We start from the raw sequence: 17,002 nt of genomic DNA, 5'->3' as shown, positions 1-17,002 counted from the left end.
ACCGTCCGCCGCCCCTCTGCCACCTCGAAACCGACGACAGAAGACTCGCGGCACCCGTCTGCCACCGCATCAACTTTGGTGCACTCTCATCCGTACGAGGTGGTGCACGTCCACTTGTACGCCGACAGGAGGTGCTTTACGGACTGCAACAGCGAGACGCCCGCACCGACTACATCGAGCCTCTGACTATCCGCCACCTAGTCGGTCACCTGGTCCGCCACCTGGGCCACCAGAACAGCCCGAGCCTGCTGTCCATCGATCCGGATGCCTTTGTCGGCGAGGTCAGGCATGCCAACATCGTCGGCTTGTTTCGGGAGATCGTCCGGGCTCTACAGCGGGCCTCCCTGTCCTTTCGGGGCCTGGCTCCAATGGATGTCGACACCTGGGAACTGGGTTGGTTGAACCTACGATCAGCGGCCTTCGGCGGCCGCCGCCAACGGCCAGGGCAGGTTGACGCGTCCGCGATCCGCCAGCCCTGGCTCCGGGAAGTGATCAAGACATGGACCGGCGCTGTCAGCATGGACACTGCCAAGTTCAAGCGGACATTCAACGCCTGTGTCATCGCCTCCACAGCCCTGCACGCCAGGCCCGGCGGAGGCCAGAACCACACTGCGTTGCGGTTCGCCGACATGCAGGCGATCTTCACTGCCATGAGCCGCATCCGTCGCAGCGACAACGGTGAACTCACCGGCCGCGACTGGCGGATGCACGCCTTCGGCTGTTTCATGGAGATCATCGACTTCGGCCGCAAGACGGACATGCTGGCTGGCCTGCCCGGCAGCTTCGACCGGGACAAGACGCTGGTCCTGCCGCCGGAGGAAATGAACGAGGATGCGGCTGGCCGCGCTGTCCCCGAACCAGTCATCACACAGCTTGATGCCCAACTCGATTTGATGGGCGCCGCATTCCCCTACGGCGAGTTGGAACGAGACACCATCCAGCTGATGATGCAGACGGCCTACCAGGTCCTTCGGGATACCGGCCGCCGCCCGATCGAGATCACAAGCCTGCGACTGAACTGCCTGAAGTCCCGCGGGAACGAATACACCCTCATCTGGGACAACCGAAAGAAGCGCCGCTACGCCCGGACCCTTGAGATCGCCGCCGAGACCGCCGAGGTGATCAAGATCTGGCAGGCTCGTCGTCGGCGGCTCAATGTCCCGACTCGCAGTGCGAATTGCCTCTTCCCTGCGATCACGGACCGCAGTGGTTCCGCCCACATGACCACCGGCAATCTCTCCATTGCGATCCGCGAGTGGGTCGCCTCGATCCCACAGCTGCTGAGCGATGAACTGGACGAACACGGCAACCGGCTGCCTTTCGACCGGATGCTGATCTTCCCCTACGCGTTCCGGCATTCCTATGCCCAGCGTCATGCCGACGCCGGCGTCCATCCCGACGTCCTCAAGGACCTGATGGACCACCGGATGATCAGCACCACGATGTCGTACTACCAGGTGTCCCAGAAGCGGAAACGCGAGGCCATCACCGCTATGCGGCGGCACTCTATCGACCGCTCCGGACGCCCGGCCCCCTTCGCCAGCACCACCGACTACGAGGCGCAGTCGGTCGCCGTCCCGTTCGGCAACTGCCGTGAACCCAGCAACATCAAGGCCGGAGGGAAGGCCTGCCCCATCCGCTTCCAGTGCGCCGGCTGCGGCTTTTATCGCCCCGACCCGTCTTACCTTCCCGCCATCGAAGAGCACGTCAACGCTCTCCGCGCGGACCGCGAGACCGCTCAGGCCATGGACGCGGACGACTTCGTCGTCCGCAACCTCGGAGATCAGATCACCGCCTTCACGACCGTCGCGAACACGATGCGCGACCGGCTCGGGGGCCTCCCCGATGACGAACGCGAGGAGATCGAGCAGGCCAGCGCCGTCCTGCGGAAGGTCCGTGCAACCCGCGATCACACGCTGCTGCCGCTGACCGTGATCCGACCAGAGGCTCACGATGTCGACTGAAACCGCCAGCCAGACCTCCAGGACGCCTGCAGAGATCCTGAAGGCCGCCCGCCAACGCGACAGCCTGGACAAGCGCGGGCGCGTCCTCAAGGCCGTCCAAGACATGCTCCGCAACGACCGTCGCATTACCTTCGCCGCGGTCGCCCGCGAGGCAGGAGTTTCCAGTTGGCTCGTCTATGCCCCGGGCGTCCGTGAGCGGATCGATCAAGCCCGGTCCCGGCAGGCCGCCCAGGGTCACCACGACGAGAAGAGCGGGCGGAAGCTCTCGTCGGCCAGCGAGCAAACCGATCTTCTTCTCGCCCGCGAGGAGATCAAGCTGCTGCGAGCTGAGAACACCGGCCTGCGTCAGCAAGCCAAGGTCCATCTCGGTCAGCAAGTCGAGCAACTCGGCAGCCATGACCTGGCCAAACGCGTCGACGAACTCTCCGAGGAGAACCAGCGGCTGTCTGCTGCAGAGCGACAGGCATCCGCCGAGAACGAACAGCTCCGCCAACGAATCACGGAACTCGAAGACGAACTGACTGGAGCCCGCACCAGCCTCCGCCGCATGATTCGGAGCCAGAGCCGTGCCTAACGTCCCTTGCACTACCACGGGACTCTCACCAGGAGAAACGACTCAGGAACCTCAGATAAGGACCAATCCCTTGGCCTGCTTCGGATCGGCGACCAGCTTCTTGGTCTCGGCTTCGGTGCCCACGTCGACCTTCTGAGCGGCGATGTCGTAGGTGACGGTGGCGTCGCCCTCCTTCGTCTTCCCCGTGGCGTTCTCGCCGGCCGTCAAGGTGGTGTCCTTCTTGGGCTCGGACTGGGCCGCATCGGACTTCGGCCTGTCCCCCGCCTTCTCGTCGTCACCGCCGCCGCACGCGGTCAGTGCGAGAGCGAGCACGGCGACGGGCGTGACGACACGCAGCGCGGTCTTCCGGGTAAACAAGATTGATCTCCTGATCGAGGTGGACCCGTCATGCGGGGAAGGAGCACTCGCTCCTTCTCCTGCTACAGGTGCCGGTAGCGGCCGCGGTGTGACACGAGCAGCAAACTTTCTGAGACTGATTTCTGGGCGATGACGCGATTGAGGAGCGCAGCTCCAAGAACACTGACCTCCCTGAGTGTGCCCAGCAGGGCAGTGCAGACCGCTCACGTTGAAGGGCTGACACCGTCAGCCCTTCAACACGTGCGGACCCGTCACGACAGGTCATCCCGAGTCACTTCGGAGCATGACTCCGCGTCACCGGATGCGGGTGACCATGACGGTGGCGTGGCGGGTAGTCCCGCTCGCGACCTCCACGACCAGTCCTGCGGTGGTGGTGTATTGCTCACCGTCGTCGGTACGTGCCCTCCGGCCGGGCCCGGCGTCGGCGATATGCCGGGCCACTTCGGCAGCGAGCGACGCGGTGAGCGCCTGGGACAGGACACGGCGGCCGTCCGGGAGACGAACAGCGAGACGGTGTGGGCACGACGGCGGACCGACGTAGCCGACGACGTCGGCGTCCACGGTCTCCGCATGCCTGATCTTCTTCCAGATGCGGCCAGCCCGGTAGGAACTACCTGCCCGCTTCGCGACGACGCCCTCGATGCCCTGAGCGCGAAGGTGCTCGTACCAAGCGAGTGCGACGTCCGGGTCATCGGTGGCGGGCACGGCCTGGATCGGTGGCGGCACATCCGCGAGGACATCGAGGAGGGCGGCACGCCGCTCGGTGTACGGACGGGCGCGGAGGTCCTGGCCATCGACCAACAGGCAGTCCCACACAACGTAGTGCGCCGGATACTGGGCGGCGAGCGCCGCCGCTCGCCGTGGCGACGAGTTGCCGCGGGCCTGCGCCGCCGAGAAGTCAAGGCGCCCGTCCACCCAGACGACGGCCTCGCCGTCGAGCACGGTTTCGGGGCGCAACGCGGCGTGCCCGGCGACGGCCAGGTCCATCCACGCAGAGGTGACCGTGCGCCCCGAGCGGGCCTGACAGATCAGCGTCTCCTGGGTGCGGTGCATGATCATCCGGTGGCCGTCGAACTTCGGCTCGTACCACCATCCCCTGCCCACGGGCAGCGTGGTAACAGGCTCGGCGAGGGCGACAGCGACGGGGACTTCCACATCGCCAGACTCCAGTCGCTGTAGGCAGGGCGCGTGTTCGGCTACTCCGGTTGCGTGGAGCACAGACGCCAAGGCGGCGGAGCCGGTGTCCGCCGCTGGCCAGCGGGCCGTCTCGGCGGGGCCGCGGCGCCTGCGCACGACCAGGTGACCGCTCCGGTCGTCAACTGTGACCAGTTGCAGCGACATCCAGAGGACGTGAACGGGCATGGCGGCAGACCAACGAACTTGCAGCGCCGCACCATCGGCACGGTCACCGCGGTGTCCGTCGGCGACGAGCAGGCACACGTCGGACTCGCCAACGGCAGCTGGCAAAGCGCGGCTGCGGCTGTCACGCCCGCACTGGATGGCATGACCTCCGCCACCCCGAAGAACGCGTCCCTAAAGAAGACCGCGGCCAAAACCGCGGCCTCGGTGAGCAAGCCGACGGCGAAGAGGCACGGGCTTGGCCCTAGCCGGCGTCCACCTCACCGCGTCGCGACTCGGGAGTGAAGGGGGAGGGACGAGACAGGGCGAGTGGCAGACGTGCAGGGCGACGGTGGGGATGCGGGCCAGTCGAGTGTGCCGAGCTCGGTGATCGCCTACTCCTGAGCGTGACGGGGGCTGGCGTTCTGAACCACTTTCACGGCAACCCAGCTCAATCTCCTCACCGCCGGAGGACTGCTCATCATCTCGTCCAGGACCACCATCGCCAGCGATGCTCAGGTTGTGTAGCAGGCAGCGAAAACGTCGGCGTAGTCGATCCCAGACACCGCAGCTGCCACTTCTGTCTGGTGCGACATGAGGCAGATGATCGGGCGTAGCTCTTGCGTCGCATCAGTCCGGGAGATGCAGAATCACCAGTCCTTGCGGGTGCAGACTTCCGCCAATTCATCCTTGCCTAGATAACCCGTCGAAGCAGGCCGGGGATCAGCAATCAGATACATGCATGCCTGCCATACAGGGCTCTGACCTGCATGTTATGCGGATAGACGTGCAGACAGAGAGGTCGACAGGCAGGCATAGCATGATGCGCATATCAGTTCCGTATACAGTGTCGATGTACATGCTCTATGCGATACCTAGCTGTATGCATTTAATGAGGCAGAGAGTAGAGCTCAATGATATTGAGACACAGATGACTAGCTTGAGGTGCATGAATATTCCACCTGAGATGCAGATGATAGTTCTCATATCCGCTTAGATAGCACTTCCAAAGTGCGCTCCTACAGCCTCTCTTGCATGCATTCCCTGATCCTATCCTTCGTTCCGTACCTCCTCCCTTCCGATACTGCTTCCGCCCCTGCTTGGTGCACCCTTCCCCTCCCTCGTTCGTTCGTTCCCTACATGCTCCACTGCCTGCGTGCGTTCGTAGTCGATTCGGTACAGCGCTCGCATCTTCGCTACCTGCCTCTCTCCTGGCGTAGGAATGTGCTCCACGCGCTCCCTACTCGCCTATCTGCGAGGAAAGCTCCGTCTGTAAGTCGCTCATCCAATACGTGCTTACTCCGCAGATACTCAACTTCCGCTCTCCATTACTACGGCTGGTAGGTAGCTCGGCCCTTCGATAACCATCCACCTCCCTGCGTCAGGGCATCCGTCCCTACTTACGCACATAGACACCCATCTACTGCGGCACGCGTGTTCGTTGCTCCTACCGCACCGGCCTCCCTCGCTAGCTCGCCACGGCAACCCGCACATACGAGCCCGGCCACCTCACGGCGCACTTACCGCTACACGTCCGTAGGGGAGTGGCTCCGCCGCTCGTCTCGCGCGAACCCGCCTCCCCGCGCAAAGCACTGCCTCGCTAGCTCGCCACGGCAACCCGCACATACGAGCCCGGCCACCTCACGGCGCACTTACCGCTACACGTCCGTAGGGGAGTGGCTCCGCCGCTCGTCTCGCGCGAACCCGCCTCCCCGCGCAAAGCACTGCCTCGCTAGCTCGCCACGGCAACCCGCACATACGAGCCCGGCCACCTGACCCTCGCCGCACGGCTCAACGCCCGCGCTGACTGCTGCACGAACTATCGGCCTCAAAGCTCTAGTACCGCGCAGACGACCTTGCGGAGCCCAGTCCCCTCGCCGATGCGTATGCCCCCTGCACCGCCCCTCCGTTCGACTCTGGCTGTGCCCCCATCGGCGCCCGATCCCGCTTCGTCGCGCACCACCACGTTTGGCGTCTTGACATCCGACGACACGCAGGTCCGAAACATTCGAAGGCATACCTGTTATGGTCTGCACGTCCAGGTAATTTGCTGACAGCACAGTTGCTTAGGCCACTTGGACAGCCCAAAAGCCGTGGAATCGGGGCATTTAGGCCGACGTAGTCGCTGAAGCCTCAACTCCCATTCGAACGAGGAGAGTTGCAGCAATGGATCGAATCGCGGTCGTCAGTCAGAAGGGTGGTCCAGGAAAGACGACCACGGCGGTCAACCTCGGAGCGGGGCTATCCATGGCCGGTCACGACGTAGTGATCGTGGATGTTGAGCCTCAGGCCCAGGCTGGGGCAGCCGTGGGGGCACGGATCGACCCAGATACGAATAAGCACCTATCCCTCGGGCTGAAGCTGCAGACAGCCGCTCAGGGGATCAGGACGTCTGTCGCCGACATCCTCATCGACCGCAGTGAGATCCTCGCCAAGTGGAAGGACCATGGGCGGCTCGCAGTGTTGGCCGCAGAGCAGGAGACGATGGTGACTGCCCAGCACATCCTGCATGCACAGGGGAAGGGCAGGATGGGCGCCCTGAGTGACCTGCTGGAATCAATCGATGATCAATTCGACTACGCGATCATCGACACTCCACCGGCAGTCCAGGCGCTGAACGCGACCGCACTCGCTGCTGCGGACTATGCGATCACCTTGAGCTGGCCGAAGCACCAAACCCTCGAAGGTGCAGTTGCGATGCGCGCCACCATCGGCCGCATGAATGCGGATGGCGGTGGGGGGCCCAAGTTCCTCGGCACGGTACTGAACATGGCTCATCCCGTGGGAGATTGGACTACCGAGGAGATCGAAGTACGCGACATGCTCGTCGACACGGGTCTTCTGCCCTTCTCGGCAGAGATCCGTGAGAACGGCCGGATCTCGCGTAGCTACGACTCCGGGGTTCCGTCAGTTGTGGGATTCGCTCGCCACGACTGCGGCAAGCGCTACGCCAGCCTCTTGCAGGAAGTACTTCATCGCATGGATACACCTGAGGCCGAATGGGAGATTGCTCCGACCGCCTCGGAGATCCTGGAAGCGATGGAGAGCGCAAGTGTCTGACGCGGCCAACTCCTCGCGGGCCAAGACCGAAGAAGACGCCGGCGCCCCGGATCAGCCTTTCGCCTCGATTGGCCGCCGCTCTGATGGGCAACAGCGACGCCGCCGCCGCACCAAGACGGCTGAAGAGCGGGCGGCTGCTGCAGCGCGCCTCAACTCCCAGGGACAGGGGGTGGCAAGCGCAAGCTTCGTCGGAGCGTCTGGTGCTGTACAGCCGACCCCGCCGTCCGGTGACAGCGACGCTGCGTCGGTCTCGGCCTCTTCGGATGCGTCAGCCCAATCGCCGTCCTCGCACGAAGTAGAGGGGCAGTCCAGCCCCACCATCACAGTTCCTTCGCCCGCGAGTGGTGAGCCTGCTCCCCGTCCCGCGGCTGACGTTCCTGACGAACCGGACCCCAACAACGCTCCCCGTCCCGCAGCTGACGTTCCTGACGAACCGGACCCCAACGTGGGTCAGGCTCAAGCTCCAGTGGCTTCGCCTCCGAAGCAGCCGACCAAGCGTTCCAGCGAGGGAAGGCGCACCGCCAGGCCACGCAGCAACGGCGTCTCCCGGGACGAGATGCACCCGCTCCACCAGAGCATCCATCAATCCTTCGAGGATTCACGAACACGCTCGAGCGAGTACGAGTCGATCAGTTCGAACATGGTGCCGGAGATGTGGACGCTTCTTCTCGACCGGATGTCCGAGGACCGCAAGTCCTCAGGGAACCGGGAGTTGGCCCGCGGCCACTACATGAACATCGTCCTGCTTGAGGCCCCGCTTGACATCGACCATTTCCGCGCCGCGTATGCCGAGCTGTCGAAGAGGTTCCGAGGACAACTTCCCAAGGGCGGTAAGACGACGATTCGTGTGAGCCCGGAAGCCGCCGAACAGCACAGGGCGATCAAGGACCTCTGTGACGCTGAGGGTTTCTCGCGCAAAGGTGTCTACATCCACTCGGCCCTCCTCCTCGGCCTTCTGAGGAGCTTGAAGGACCTTGGCGCGCTTCCCAAGGAGGAGCTGCCTCCGCTCCTGTGAGGTGGGGGGCGATGCAACTCGTGTGAGGGCCGGTCGACTTCGACCGGCCCTCACACGTCTCCCACTGCGCGACACGCCGATGTGTCGCGCAGTTCCACTGATCCTTGGAACTTCACAGTCCGCCATGAGGCCCGGCAGCTGTCCCGTTCGCCCTTTAAAGTCAGCTTCTCGGTGACTGCCCGCGAACCCGAGAGCGGGGAACTTGGGCAACTGGTTGTCGAGAACGTCAGCTAGCTGACCAGGGGTTATGCCTATACATATGCAGATAATCCTTCTCAGCATAATGCCGAGCAACCTTCCCATAGCGCCTCTCTCCCCCCTCCCTGTCCACAGTGCTACCGACTCACCTTCCAGTAGGCGTTCCTACGTTGCTGACAGCACATTAACTGTGCAGGATGCGCTAACCTCGGCAGGGTCGTGATCACTGTCGAACTCAGGAGCGCCCCTATGCCGTCGGGCCGAGTGCTAAGCCCCAGCGCCGTCGCGGCCGCAGCCGAACTCAACCCGAGTTGGGCGTACCGCGCGCAGGAGGCACAGATCCTGGGAGACCCCTGCTATCCGGCCGACGTCATCGTTCTGAAGGTCTACCGCGTCATTCTCCCCCTCGTCTGGCCTGACCGCGTGGGGCTTCCTCGTAACGAGAAGAAGGTTCTGGACTTCTGGCAGACAGCCGCGCTCGAGGCGGCCCGCAACGCAGTCACGGACGACGAGACGACCCGCGAGACCACGATGTACGTCCTCCAGGGGGCGACTTACATCGCCCACACCCGAGCGGCTCGAGCTGCTCTTGAAAGTGCCTCTCCCGATGGTGATGAGCCGTCACCTCTCGACGGTCAAGCAGTGTTTCGGCTTCCCATCGGCGAGTGGATCGACGACCTGGACTCGCGATTGGCCCGCCTCCCTCGCCGCGCTCCTCGGCGCGGCGTCGCCGCAAAGGCGGTCAAGGCCAAGCAGTCGCCCACGACCACACGCTCAACTGACTAGGCCATCAGACCTCAACGCCAAAGGGCCTGTGACCACATGACTTCAAAACGTAGGAATCCAAGCACCCCAACCTCGCTCGTCTACACGAGCGGGATCAGGGTGTGCCTGCCCTACGGAAAGCCGACTGGCTCGGGGTTGCGGAGTCCCGAGCCAGTTCTGTCGAGGAGGTGAGCGCACCCCATAGCTGAATGCCGTCGCGCAGCCGGCCTCCCCACCTCCCCAGGCGGTGCCGGTTGACGATGAGTGTTGTCCTCGTACCACCTCGACAGGAGCAGATCATAGCTACCGGTCAGAGGGCTGGCTCAGTTATGCCCAATGGCGGCCGTAAGCTGTCAGCCCGGAACACCGCAAATACATCCAGTACTGCTCGTTCTGACGCGTTCAGAGCGACTGCTGATGTCCGTGCTGCGGGGGAGCCCCTGCAACTGAGTCGCTCGATGCGCACTGCCCTCGCCGCGGCGGTACACGCGCTCCTCAAGGACAGTCGCCTCACCGACGCCTCGCCACTCGTGCGCCTGGCCGCCGTGGTGTTGCTGGCCAAAGCCCCGTCGTCGTCGTCGCGCGTGAAAGTCACGTACAGGGACCTTGCTGGCTGGTTCGGCATCTCTATCTCCCACGTCGGTCACACCGTCGTACCCGGACTGAAGAAGGCCGGGCTGGTCATCAGTGAGCAGAAGCGCGAGGACGGCCATACGGTCGCTGTGCTGCTGGACCTGCTCCCGCTCCGCGAGGCACGCGCGGCGGGGGGCGCGCACCCTCTAGCTCTGCTCAACCAGAAGGACCTCACCACACTGCTGCGGCTGTGCGAGGCGGTGACGTGTCCTGGGTGGACACCGAAGGACAAGGCGCCGACCCCGCCGGGCTTCATGGCGAAGCACCGGGGGGGCCAGGCCGGGGCATTGGACCGCCTGGCGATGGTGCTCCTCGTCTTGGAGAGCCGTGCCAACGGGCGGGTGCGTATGGCACCGGGGCGAGTTGCGGAGGGGTATGGCCGGGGTGATGCCACGGTGGCGCGGCTGCTGGGCTGCACCGTTGCGGCGGCCTCCCAGGTGCTGGGCCGTCTGACGGCCGTGGGGGCAGTCGAGTTCGACGGCGGAAGCCATGACCGGGTTCGGGTTCCGGCAGTCACGGAAGCGCATGTCCGGGCCCGAAGCGCTGCGGCCACTGCCATCTCGACCACGGCCACTGCCATCTCGACCACGGCCACTGCCATCTCGACCACGGCCACTGCCATCTCGACCACGTGGGAGCAGCAACCACCTGGCTACACCGACCTGGGGGAGAGCAGCGGTTCGGTGGGGCGGGAGTCCGAGGCCTACCTTCGGTGCGCGAGCTGCGGTGACGGTGATGATGGCGCGCCGGTGCTTGAAGGAGAAGGCTGGGCGCAGGAGAGCTTTGACGACGTACTGGACGCCAACCTGGATATTGCATTCAGGGATCAGATCCCTCACGAAGATGAGTTTTCCCAGGTCAGCAATGGCGAAGGAGCATCAGAGGCGTGGGCTGACAGTGCGTCACCCCACGCCCACCACTCAGATGTGGTTGATCTCTCTAGCTTCTCTGCGGCTGATCTTGACTGCTTTTCCGGCTCTGCCGGTGGTAGTTCAGGTGATCGGCGGGGTGACGCGCGCACGGGCGAGGATCATCCTGCGGCTTGCTCGGCTCTGCTGGAAGCCAGAGCCGGAGTGGCTGGGCCGGGCCCGCTGCGCGGGGAAAAGCCAGTTCGTAGTTCGCACAAGGCTGGGAGAGACCAACTGCTGGCTCCTGGGACGGTGCCGTTGGACCTGCGAGTGGCTCTGGCTCCAGTGGCCGGTCTGTGGCGTCAGATCCCGCTGGATCGCACGGTTCGGTGGCTGGCCGTTCTGGTACGCACCGCGCTGGGCCAGGTGTCGCACGTCATTGGCCCCGACAAGGCCGAGGTTGCTCTGGCGGAGCGGTTGAGCCGCCGAATCGCCGCCCAGGACACGCCCGTTCGCAACGTCGTCGGATGGCTGGTACGGCGAGGGCTGCCCCAGCGTCCGGGCTGTTGGTCGCAGCAGTGCGACGACGGATTGCGGATGGACACACGGGAATCCTGCGACAGCTGCGCCACCCTACGAGGGGACCGACAGAGTCGCTACCGGCAGCTGATGAGGGACGCTGCGGGCGGCCAGTGGGCGCGGCTTCCTCAGCAGCAGCGCTCTGAGATCGAGCACCAGGTGAACGAGGAGTACCGTCAGATCGCCAAAGCTGACTCAGCACGCAGGGAGCACCAGCGGCGGGAGAAGGCCGACCGTGACACGGCCGTGGCCCACAGGCGTCTTGAGCTCCAAGAGAAGCAAGCTGCTGCCCAGGCCCGTCCATGCGGTATGTGTGGGAGGCCCGACACTGCGGGGGAGTGCTCGGCGTGCCGGTCGCAGCAACTCGCCGCGAATTCGGTGCGGGCCGCCGTGGACCTGGTGGTCGCCCTGCGCGCGGACCTGACGGACATGTCGGCAGTCGAGGAGCTGACGCGCACGGTCGAAACGGACACCTGGAAGGTGGTGCGCCAGCACCAGGTCCCGGTGGGCGACGGCGCAGCAGATGTCCTTCGGCACTTCGCCGATCAGGTTCTGGCCGAACGGCGGGCACGGGCCCTGGCCCGACTTGCTCAGAGCGCGCCAGCGATCGAGGAGGGACAGCTGGTGTACAAACTGACGTTGAACCGGCCTACCCCCCGCCGTGCGTGCCGCAAGGATCTCCTGGCGGCCGCCGAACATGAGGCCGAGCGGGCCCGGCAGAAGGTAGCGCGTGAGCTACTGGACGACTTCCTCGCGGACCTCGCCGAGGCCAGGGCCCGTGGCTGCGCGGCTGAGCCCTCCGCCGGCGGAGCAGGGGGAGGCCGATGACGGCAGCTCCGGTTGCTGCGACGCGAACGTCTTGCGTCCCGCCCTCGGTTCCGAGGAGGACTTCACCGCAGAAGCCCGCGATGAGGTCATCGCTTGACGCGGCCCGTCGCGTCGTGACCGCCATGCAGGGGCCGGGGCGCTGTCGGTGGCAGCACGTAGGGTGCTCGAGCACCGAGCAGGGGAGCGGCACATGATCACCCGACAGTTCAGCGTGTGGGACTTTCTCGTCCTGACACCTTTCCTGTGGGTGGTGCTCTGGATGGTGGCGATCGGGCTGCCCTGTCTGGACGCCGTGGCACGGGGGAGTTGGGCGGCGACAGCTCCCCCGTAACCGGCTCCTAGGCCTTCATCGCCGCCTTCACGGTGGGCGTCACAGGGGCGATCGCGGTCACTGCGGCGAGGGTGGTAAGCGACTGCCACAGGCACGCCGGACTGCGGCTGGTGGCCCGGGCGGAACTGCCTTTGCTGCGCCGCCTGGCGGTGACGATCGCCGCGCTGGGCACCGATACCCCTGCGATGGAGCCGTTCCTCGACGACGTGGAAGAGGCGTTGCGTCGCGGACACGGAGCACAGGCCGTGTGGATGCTGAGCGCGGGCGCGGGGGCGCTGTGCGAGAGCAGCGACGGCACAGCGCCACTGGCATCGGGGCAGCCGAGGCCCGCGCCAGGAGGGGCAGAAGCACCAGCTGCAGGTGCGCCGGCGGCTAGGCGGACAGCATGCCGTTGCGGTGCTGCAGTTCGCGACCGCAGAGGCGCACATCCAGGAGGGGCGCTGACAGTCGTGGCACGCGTCGCCGTAGTGGTGCTGCCGTTCTCGACGGCAGAGACGCCTCGGCACTCCAGCGCTGACGGTCGGTGTGCACCGTCCCGTGGTGGTGCTGCCGTTCTGGACGTCAGCACCGGATAGGCGACCGGCGTCCGCGGCACGTGTACCCGCCGCGGTGGTGCTGCCGTCCCAGGAGGACCGGCTGTGTAACCGGTTCGAATGGGACCTGATCACGGACGTCCAGCTGCCCGAGCTGGGGACCCGTATCGCGACCTCGACGGCAGAAGCGCCCGTTGCCACGACCTTCACCACCGCCCTGGAGTCCGCGCCGTAGTGGTGCTGCCGTCCTTCTCGACAGCAGAGGCGCTCGTGCGGCGACTGCCGCGGCAGCGCGGGCCATGTACCCGTGGTGGTGCTGCCGTTCTCGACGGCAGAGGGGCTCGGTATGGCGTCGGTGCCGGGAGCGGTGATGCTGCTTCCGTGGTGGTGCTGCCGTTCGAGGACGGCAGAGACGCTCGATCTGCCGCGGGCCGCAGCCGACATGACCGTCGGGCCGTGGTGGTGCTGCGGTTCGTGACCGCAGGAGCGTTCCTTGCCAAGGTGCTGCCCGGCTACGACTGACACCTGCCGTGGTGGTGCTGCCGTTCTCGACGGCAGAAGCGCATGCACGGCCTGATCCAGGGCGGCACGATCGAGGAGATGCCGTGGTGGTGCTGCCGTTCTCGACAGCAGAAGCGCCGGGTCCCGGGGCATCCAGCTGATCACGATCCTGCAGCCGTGGTGGTGCTGCCGTTCTCAACGGCAGAGGCGCACTGGCACTCGGTGCATGCGCCCGGTGCCCCGGTCCCCGTGGTGGTGCTGCCGTTCCCAACGGCAGAGGCGCCCCTCGCGCGAGACTTCGCCGTGCCCGGACGCAAAGACCCCATGGTGCTGCTGCCGTTCTCGACGGCAGAAGCGCGGCCAAGGCCCTGTACGACGCCCTCGCGGCGCACGTGTCGTGGTGGTGCTGCCGTTCTCGACGGCAGAAGCGCCACCGCGCCCACCACCGTGTACAGGACGAGCGGGGTCCCGTGGTGGTGCTGCCGCTCTCGACGGCAGAGGCGCCAGCAGGCTCTCGGGATCCTTCAGACAGTGGGTGATGCCGTGGTGGTGCTGCCGTTCTCGACGGCAGAAGCGCCTCGATCAGGTCGTATACGGTCAGGTCGGCATCGACGCCGTGGTGGTGCTGCCGACCTGACGGCAGAAGCGCGCTCACGCCCCCCGCCACCTTTGTCCAGATCTCGATGCCGCGGTGGTGCTGCCGTTCTCGACGCCAGAGGCACACTGCGCCCACTGTCACTTGCAGGACCAGTGGCGTGCCGTGGTGGTGCTGCCGCTCTCAACGACAGAAGCGTGTCTCCGGCCGAGGGCAACGTCGATGCGACGGTGACGCCGTGGTGGTGCTGCCGTTCTCGACGGGAGAAGCGCCCTGGAGGTCGACCTGCGCGACCTCGAAGAGGGGCAGCCGTGGTGGTGCTGCCGTTCTGGACGGGAGAAGCGCGCTGGGCCGCGACCTGGTCGTCAACGTCGCCCAACAGCCGTGGTGGTGCTGCCGATCTTGATGGCAGAAGCGCCGGGCCAGCTGGGGCCCGATGTACGGCACACCGTGCCCGTGGTGGTGCTGCCGTTCTCGACGTCAGAAGCGCACTCCAGCTCACCGCCAGGCAGATCGTCGCGGAGGTGCCGTGGTGGTGCTCCCGTTCTCGACGTCAGAAGCGCTCGGCGCCGACCTTCCAGGTTTCCCAGGTGCCGGGGATCCCGTGGTGGTACTGCCGTTCTCGACGGCAGAGGCGCACGCGACGTGCTGCGCTGGCTCGCCGACCCCAACGACCCGTGGTGGTGCTGCCGCTCTCGACGGCAGAAGCGCTCCGAATGACGTGTATGGATTACCGGTGGTGACGATTCGAGCTCATGCAAGGTCCGCGCATCCCGGATGTTTCGCGCATTCCCCTTCGGAGCGATGCGGCGTGTCGGGGTGAGCTTGTGGTTCCGAAGCGCGGCCGTCATGGGATGAGGCGTCGCCCCGGTTGCAGTGGGCCGTCGCCGTGCGCCAGTCGTGTTCGGGGCGCAGCGTAGAGAGCGGTCACGCCCAGGTTGCGGAGCTTGGATTGATCGGGCTCCGGGGCGCGGACTTGGGGATGTTCGAGGAGCGTGGTGATGGCGGTGGCGGTGAGCGGGCGATGCCAGATAGGCCAGGTGAAGGCGTGATTGGTGGTGTCCCAACTGGTGGCGGATGGCCGGTTGCTGTTGCCGATGAGGCGGAAGGCGACGAAGCCGTGGAGGGCGAGCCAGGTGGCTCCGGGTACGCCCTGTTGGGTGGGCTTGCCGTGGCTGACCATGTGGGCGTCGCCGGTGGAGTGGTAGTCGAGGTTGGCGCCGGCGTAGTTGTCGATTCGCTGCCAGCGGGTGAGGGCGGCGTGCAGGTGCGCGGGGCTCTTCAGGCAGAGCTCGGCGGCTTTGGCCCAGTTGTTGGGCAGGGTCATTTGCCCGCTGCGGCCGAAGTACGGGGTGGTCCGGGTGTAGAGGGTCTGATTCTTGTCGGGGCGGCCCTTCTGCGGGGTGTTGGCCTTGTGGTCCTTGCCGGGGATGGTGCTGAGGGAGTTGACCAGGGCGGAGAACCAGCGGGCGTGAACGTCGTCGTGCTGTCGCTCGGTGTGTGCGTACGCCCGAAGCTGGATCAGGGCCGTGTCGATGGGCATCTGCAGCGGGTCGTTCGGTGAGCCGGGCTCAGGATGGCGGGGTTGGGTGAGGATGCCGGGGACGAGGGCGAGCGGGTCCTTGCTCGGCTCCTTGTTCGGTGGCTTCGGTGGCAGTTGGGTGGCCAGAAGTTCGGCGAAGGCGTGATGGGTGAACGGCTGGTGGGTGTGGAGGATGGCCGGGGCGTCGGCGTCAGCCCAGGACAGTCGGGGGGCTTGGTCGAGGAGGTGGGTGGTGAGGTGGAGGGTGCCGAGGGCGGCGAGGAAGCCGAGTGGGGAGCTGCCGTAGAGGGCGGGGAGTTCGAGTTTGTGGTTGGGGTGGGGCATGGTCAGGTGCCTTCTTCGGAGCAGGCCATGTCGGCGAGGCGGAGGACGGCTTCGAGCAGGGCCAGGCCCCAGGGGCCGTAGTGGCGGTTGAGGGCGTGGAAGCGGTCGGGGCCGCTCCAGTCGGTGCCCATGTCCGCGCTGTTGATGGTGATCTGCTGGTGGTCGGGCATGGTGCAGGTCACCTCCTGCGGGGACGGGTCGGGGGCCGGAGGCAGGAGCGGGCGGGCGTGGCCGTGATGGGCGGCGACGAGGTGGACGAGCAGGTCGGCGTCGTTCCCGCGGGCGTGCTTGGGCTGGGTGTCCAGCCAGGCGGTGACGGCGAGGGCACTGAGGGCTTCATGTCGCATCTCCGGGCCCCACCCGGCGAGTTGAGCCGCTCGCTTGCGGCCGGTTCGGTCGGCGGGGTCCATGCCGGACTTGGCGCGGGGCTCATCCAGTGATTCGGCGAGCAGGCGGTCACCGGCGCAGAGCATGCACTGGAAGCGGCTGTGGCTTTTACCGCAGTCGTGGGCGTGCCCGGCCGTGCGCAGGGCGTCGACGAGGGGGGTGGGCAGGCCCAGAGCGGTCGCGAAGTCGGCGGAGCGCTGGGCGACGGCGAGGCTGTGCCGGCTCAAGGAGACGGGACGGGTCAGGGAACTGGCATCGGCGGAGTCGTCGCCGACTCCCGCGGTCTGCTCGGCCTGTCCTTGGGGTGTGTGCGGGGGCAGCAGGAGCAGGCGGGCGGGCTCGCCGGGGTCCAGGACGATACGGCCGCGCTCCCGGGTGCGGCCGATGGTCGCGGCGCTCCACTGTGCGATGGCGCGCAGGCGGGCCAGGCGCGTGTGAGCGAGGTCGGCATAAGGGCGGGCGGGATTCGTGCCGAGACCGTGGAGCAGGGTGTCGAGGAGCTGGTGGACGATGACGGCCGGGTCCTCGTCCTCTCCGGCGCGCAGGCGCGCAACCGCTCTCTCGATGACCGTGGCGGTGGCGCTGTCGGTGAGGAGGGTGAGGACGGCAGGGTCCAGGCGGGTGGGGGC

Annotated in this window: 11 protein-coding genes and 1 CRISPR repeat array; of the genes, 7 read left to right on the top strand and 4 right to left on the bottom strand. The window is 66.2% G+C overall.

Going from position 1 to position 17,002, the window contains the following annotated elements; all coding sequences use genetic code 11:
• Together E2651_RS29440 and E2651_RS29435 are read left to right on the top strand one after the other, a co-directional pair.
• Positions 1 to 1,964, top strand: a 1,964-nt coding sequence (locus E2651_RS29440) for a tyrosine-type recombinase/integrase (protein ID WP_209446277.1), incomplete at its 5' end; no start/stop codon positions are given.
• Positions 1,954 to 2,538: a DUF6262 family protein gene (locus E2651_RS29435; protein WP_135334285.1), complete on the top strand. Its 585-nt coding sequence runs from the start codon at positions 1,954 to 1,956 to the stop codon at positions 2,536 to 2,538. The genes E2651_RS29440 and E2651_RS29435, both read left to right, overlap by 11 nt.
• A gap of 51 nt (positions 2,539 to 2,589) precedes the next feature.
• Here E2651_RS29435 and E2651_RS29430 read toward each other — a convergent pair whose 3' ends face one another.
• Positions 2,590 to 2,895, bottom strand: coding sequence for a hypothetical protein (locus tag E2651_RS29430; RefSeq protein ID WP_135334284.1), 306 nt, complete (start codon positions 2,893 to 2,895; stop codon positions 2,590 to 2,592).
• A gap of 294 nt (positions 2,896 to 3,189) precedes the next feature.
• A complete protein-coding gene (locus tag E2651_RS29425; RefSeq protein WP_245239323.1) occupies positions 3,190 to 4,050 on the bottom strand; it encodes a DNA ligase in 861 nt (286 codons plus the stop codon).
• A 2,349-nt stretch (positions 4,051 to 6,399) separates the two neighbouring features.
• On the opposite strand from E2651_RS29425, the gene E2651_RS29420 reads away from it, so the two are divergent.
• The 5 genes from E2651_RS29420 to E2651_RS44205 all read left to right on the top strand — a co-directional run bounded on the left by E2651_RS29420 (position 6,400) and on the right by E2651_RS44205 (position 12,490).
• Positions 6,400 to 7,293: a ParA family protein gene (locus E2651_RS29420; protein ID WP_135334283.1), complete on the top strand. Its 894-nt coding sequence runs from the start codon at positions 6,400 to 6,402 to the stop codon at positions 7,291 to 7,293.
• Positions 7,294 to 7,933: 640 nt separating this feature from the next.
• Positions 7,934 to 8,308, top strand: a complete 375-nt coding sequence (locus tag E2651_RS29415) for a hypothetical protein (protein ID WP_135334282.1) — start codon at positions 7,934 to 7,936, stop codon at positions 8,306 to 8,308.
• Positions 8,309 to 8,725: 417 nt separating this feature from the next.
• Positions 8,726 to 9,292: a hypothetical protein gene (locus tag E2651_RS29410; RefSeq protein WP_135334281.1), complete on the top strand. Its 567-nt coding sequence runs from the start codon at positions 8,726 to 8,728 to the stop codon at positions 9,290 to 9,292.
• 437 nt (positions 9,293 to 9,729) lie between these two features.
• Complete coding sequence (locus tag E2651_RS44210) at positions 9,730 to 12,159, top strand: hypothetical protein (RefSeq protein ID WP_167828924.1); 2,430 nt, start codon at positions 9,730 to 9,732, stop codon at positions 12,157 to 12,159.
• A gap of 190 nt (positions 12,160 to 12,349) precedes the next feature.
• Positions 12,350 to 12,490, top strand: coding sequence for a hypothetical protein (locus tag E2651_RS44205; RefSeq protein WP_167828925.1), 141 nt, complete (start codon positions 12,350 to 12,352; stop codon positions 12,488 to 12,490).
• Between the two features lie 762 nt (positions 12,491 to 13,252).
• A CRISPR array of direct repeats spans positions 13,253 to 14,830; the repeat unit is 20 nt; unit sequence CCGTGGTGGTGCTGCCGTTC.
• A 136-nt stretch (positions 14,831 to 14,966) separates the two neighbouring features.
• Here E2651_RS44205 and E2651_RS29395 read toward each other — a convergent pair.
• Positions 14,967 to 15,986: a hypothetical protein gene (locus E2651_RS29395; protein ID WP_135334278.1), complete on the bottom strand. Its 1,020-nt coding sequence runs from the start codon at positions 15,984 to 15,986 to the stop codon at positions 14,967 to 14,969.
• 2 nt (positions 15,987 to 15,988) lie between these two features.
• Positions 15,989 to 17,002 (bottom strand): CRISPR-associated endonuclease Cas3'' (locus tag E2651_RS29390; RefSeq protein ID WP_135334277.1); only part of this gene is annotated, 1,014 nt, incomplete at its 5' end.

Source organism: Streptomyces sp. MZ04 (assembly GCF_004684775.1).
GTDB lineage: Bacteria > Actinomycetota > Actinomycetes > Streptomycetales > Streptomycetaceae > Streptomyces.
The sequence above is the reverse complement of the archived record's forward strand: the minus strand, read 5'-3'. Positions and strand labels throughout refer to the sequence as shown.

Excerpts from the sequence above, each read along its gene's own strand:
- E2651_RS44210 (WP_167828924.1), top strand. The coding sequence starts at position 9,730 with ATGCGCACTGCCCTCGCCGCGGCGGTACACGCGCTCCTCAAGGACAGT.
- E2651_RS29420 (WP_135334283.1), top strand. The coding sequence starts at position 6,400 with ATGGATCGAATCGCGGTCGTCAGTCAGAAGGGTGGTCCAGGAAAGACG.
- E2651_RS29395 (WP_135334278.1), bottom strand. The coding sequence starts at position 15,986 with ATGCCCCACCCCAACCACAAACTCGAACTCCCCGCCCTCTACGGCAGC.
- E2651_RS44205 (WP_167828925.1), top strand. The coding sequence starts at position 12,350 with ATGATCACCCGACAGTTCAGCGTGTGGGACTTTCTCGTCCTGACACCT.
- E2651_RS29415 (WP_135334282.1), top strand. The coding sequence starts at position 7,934 with ATGGTGCCGGAGATGTGGACGCTTCTTCTCGACCGGATGTCCGAGGAC.
- E2651_RS29435 (WP_135334285.1), top strand. The coding sequence starts at position 1,954 with ATGTCGACTGAAACCGCCAGCCAGACCTCCAGGACGCCTGCAGAGATC.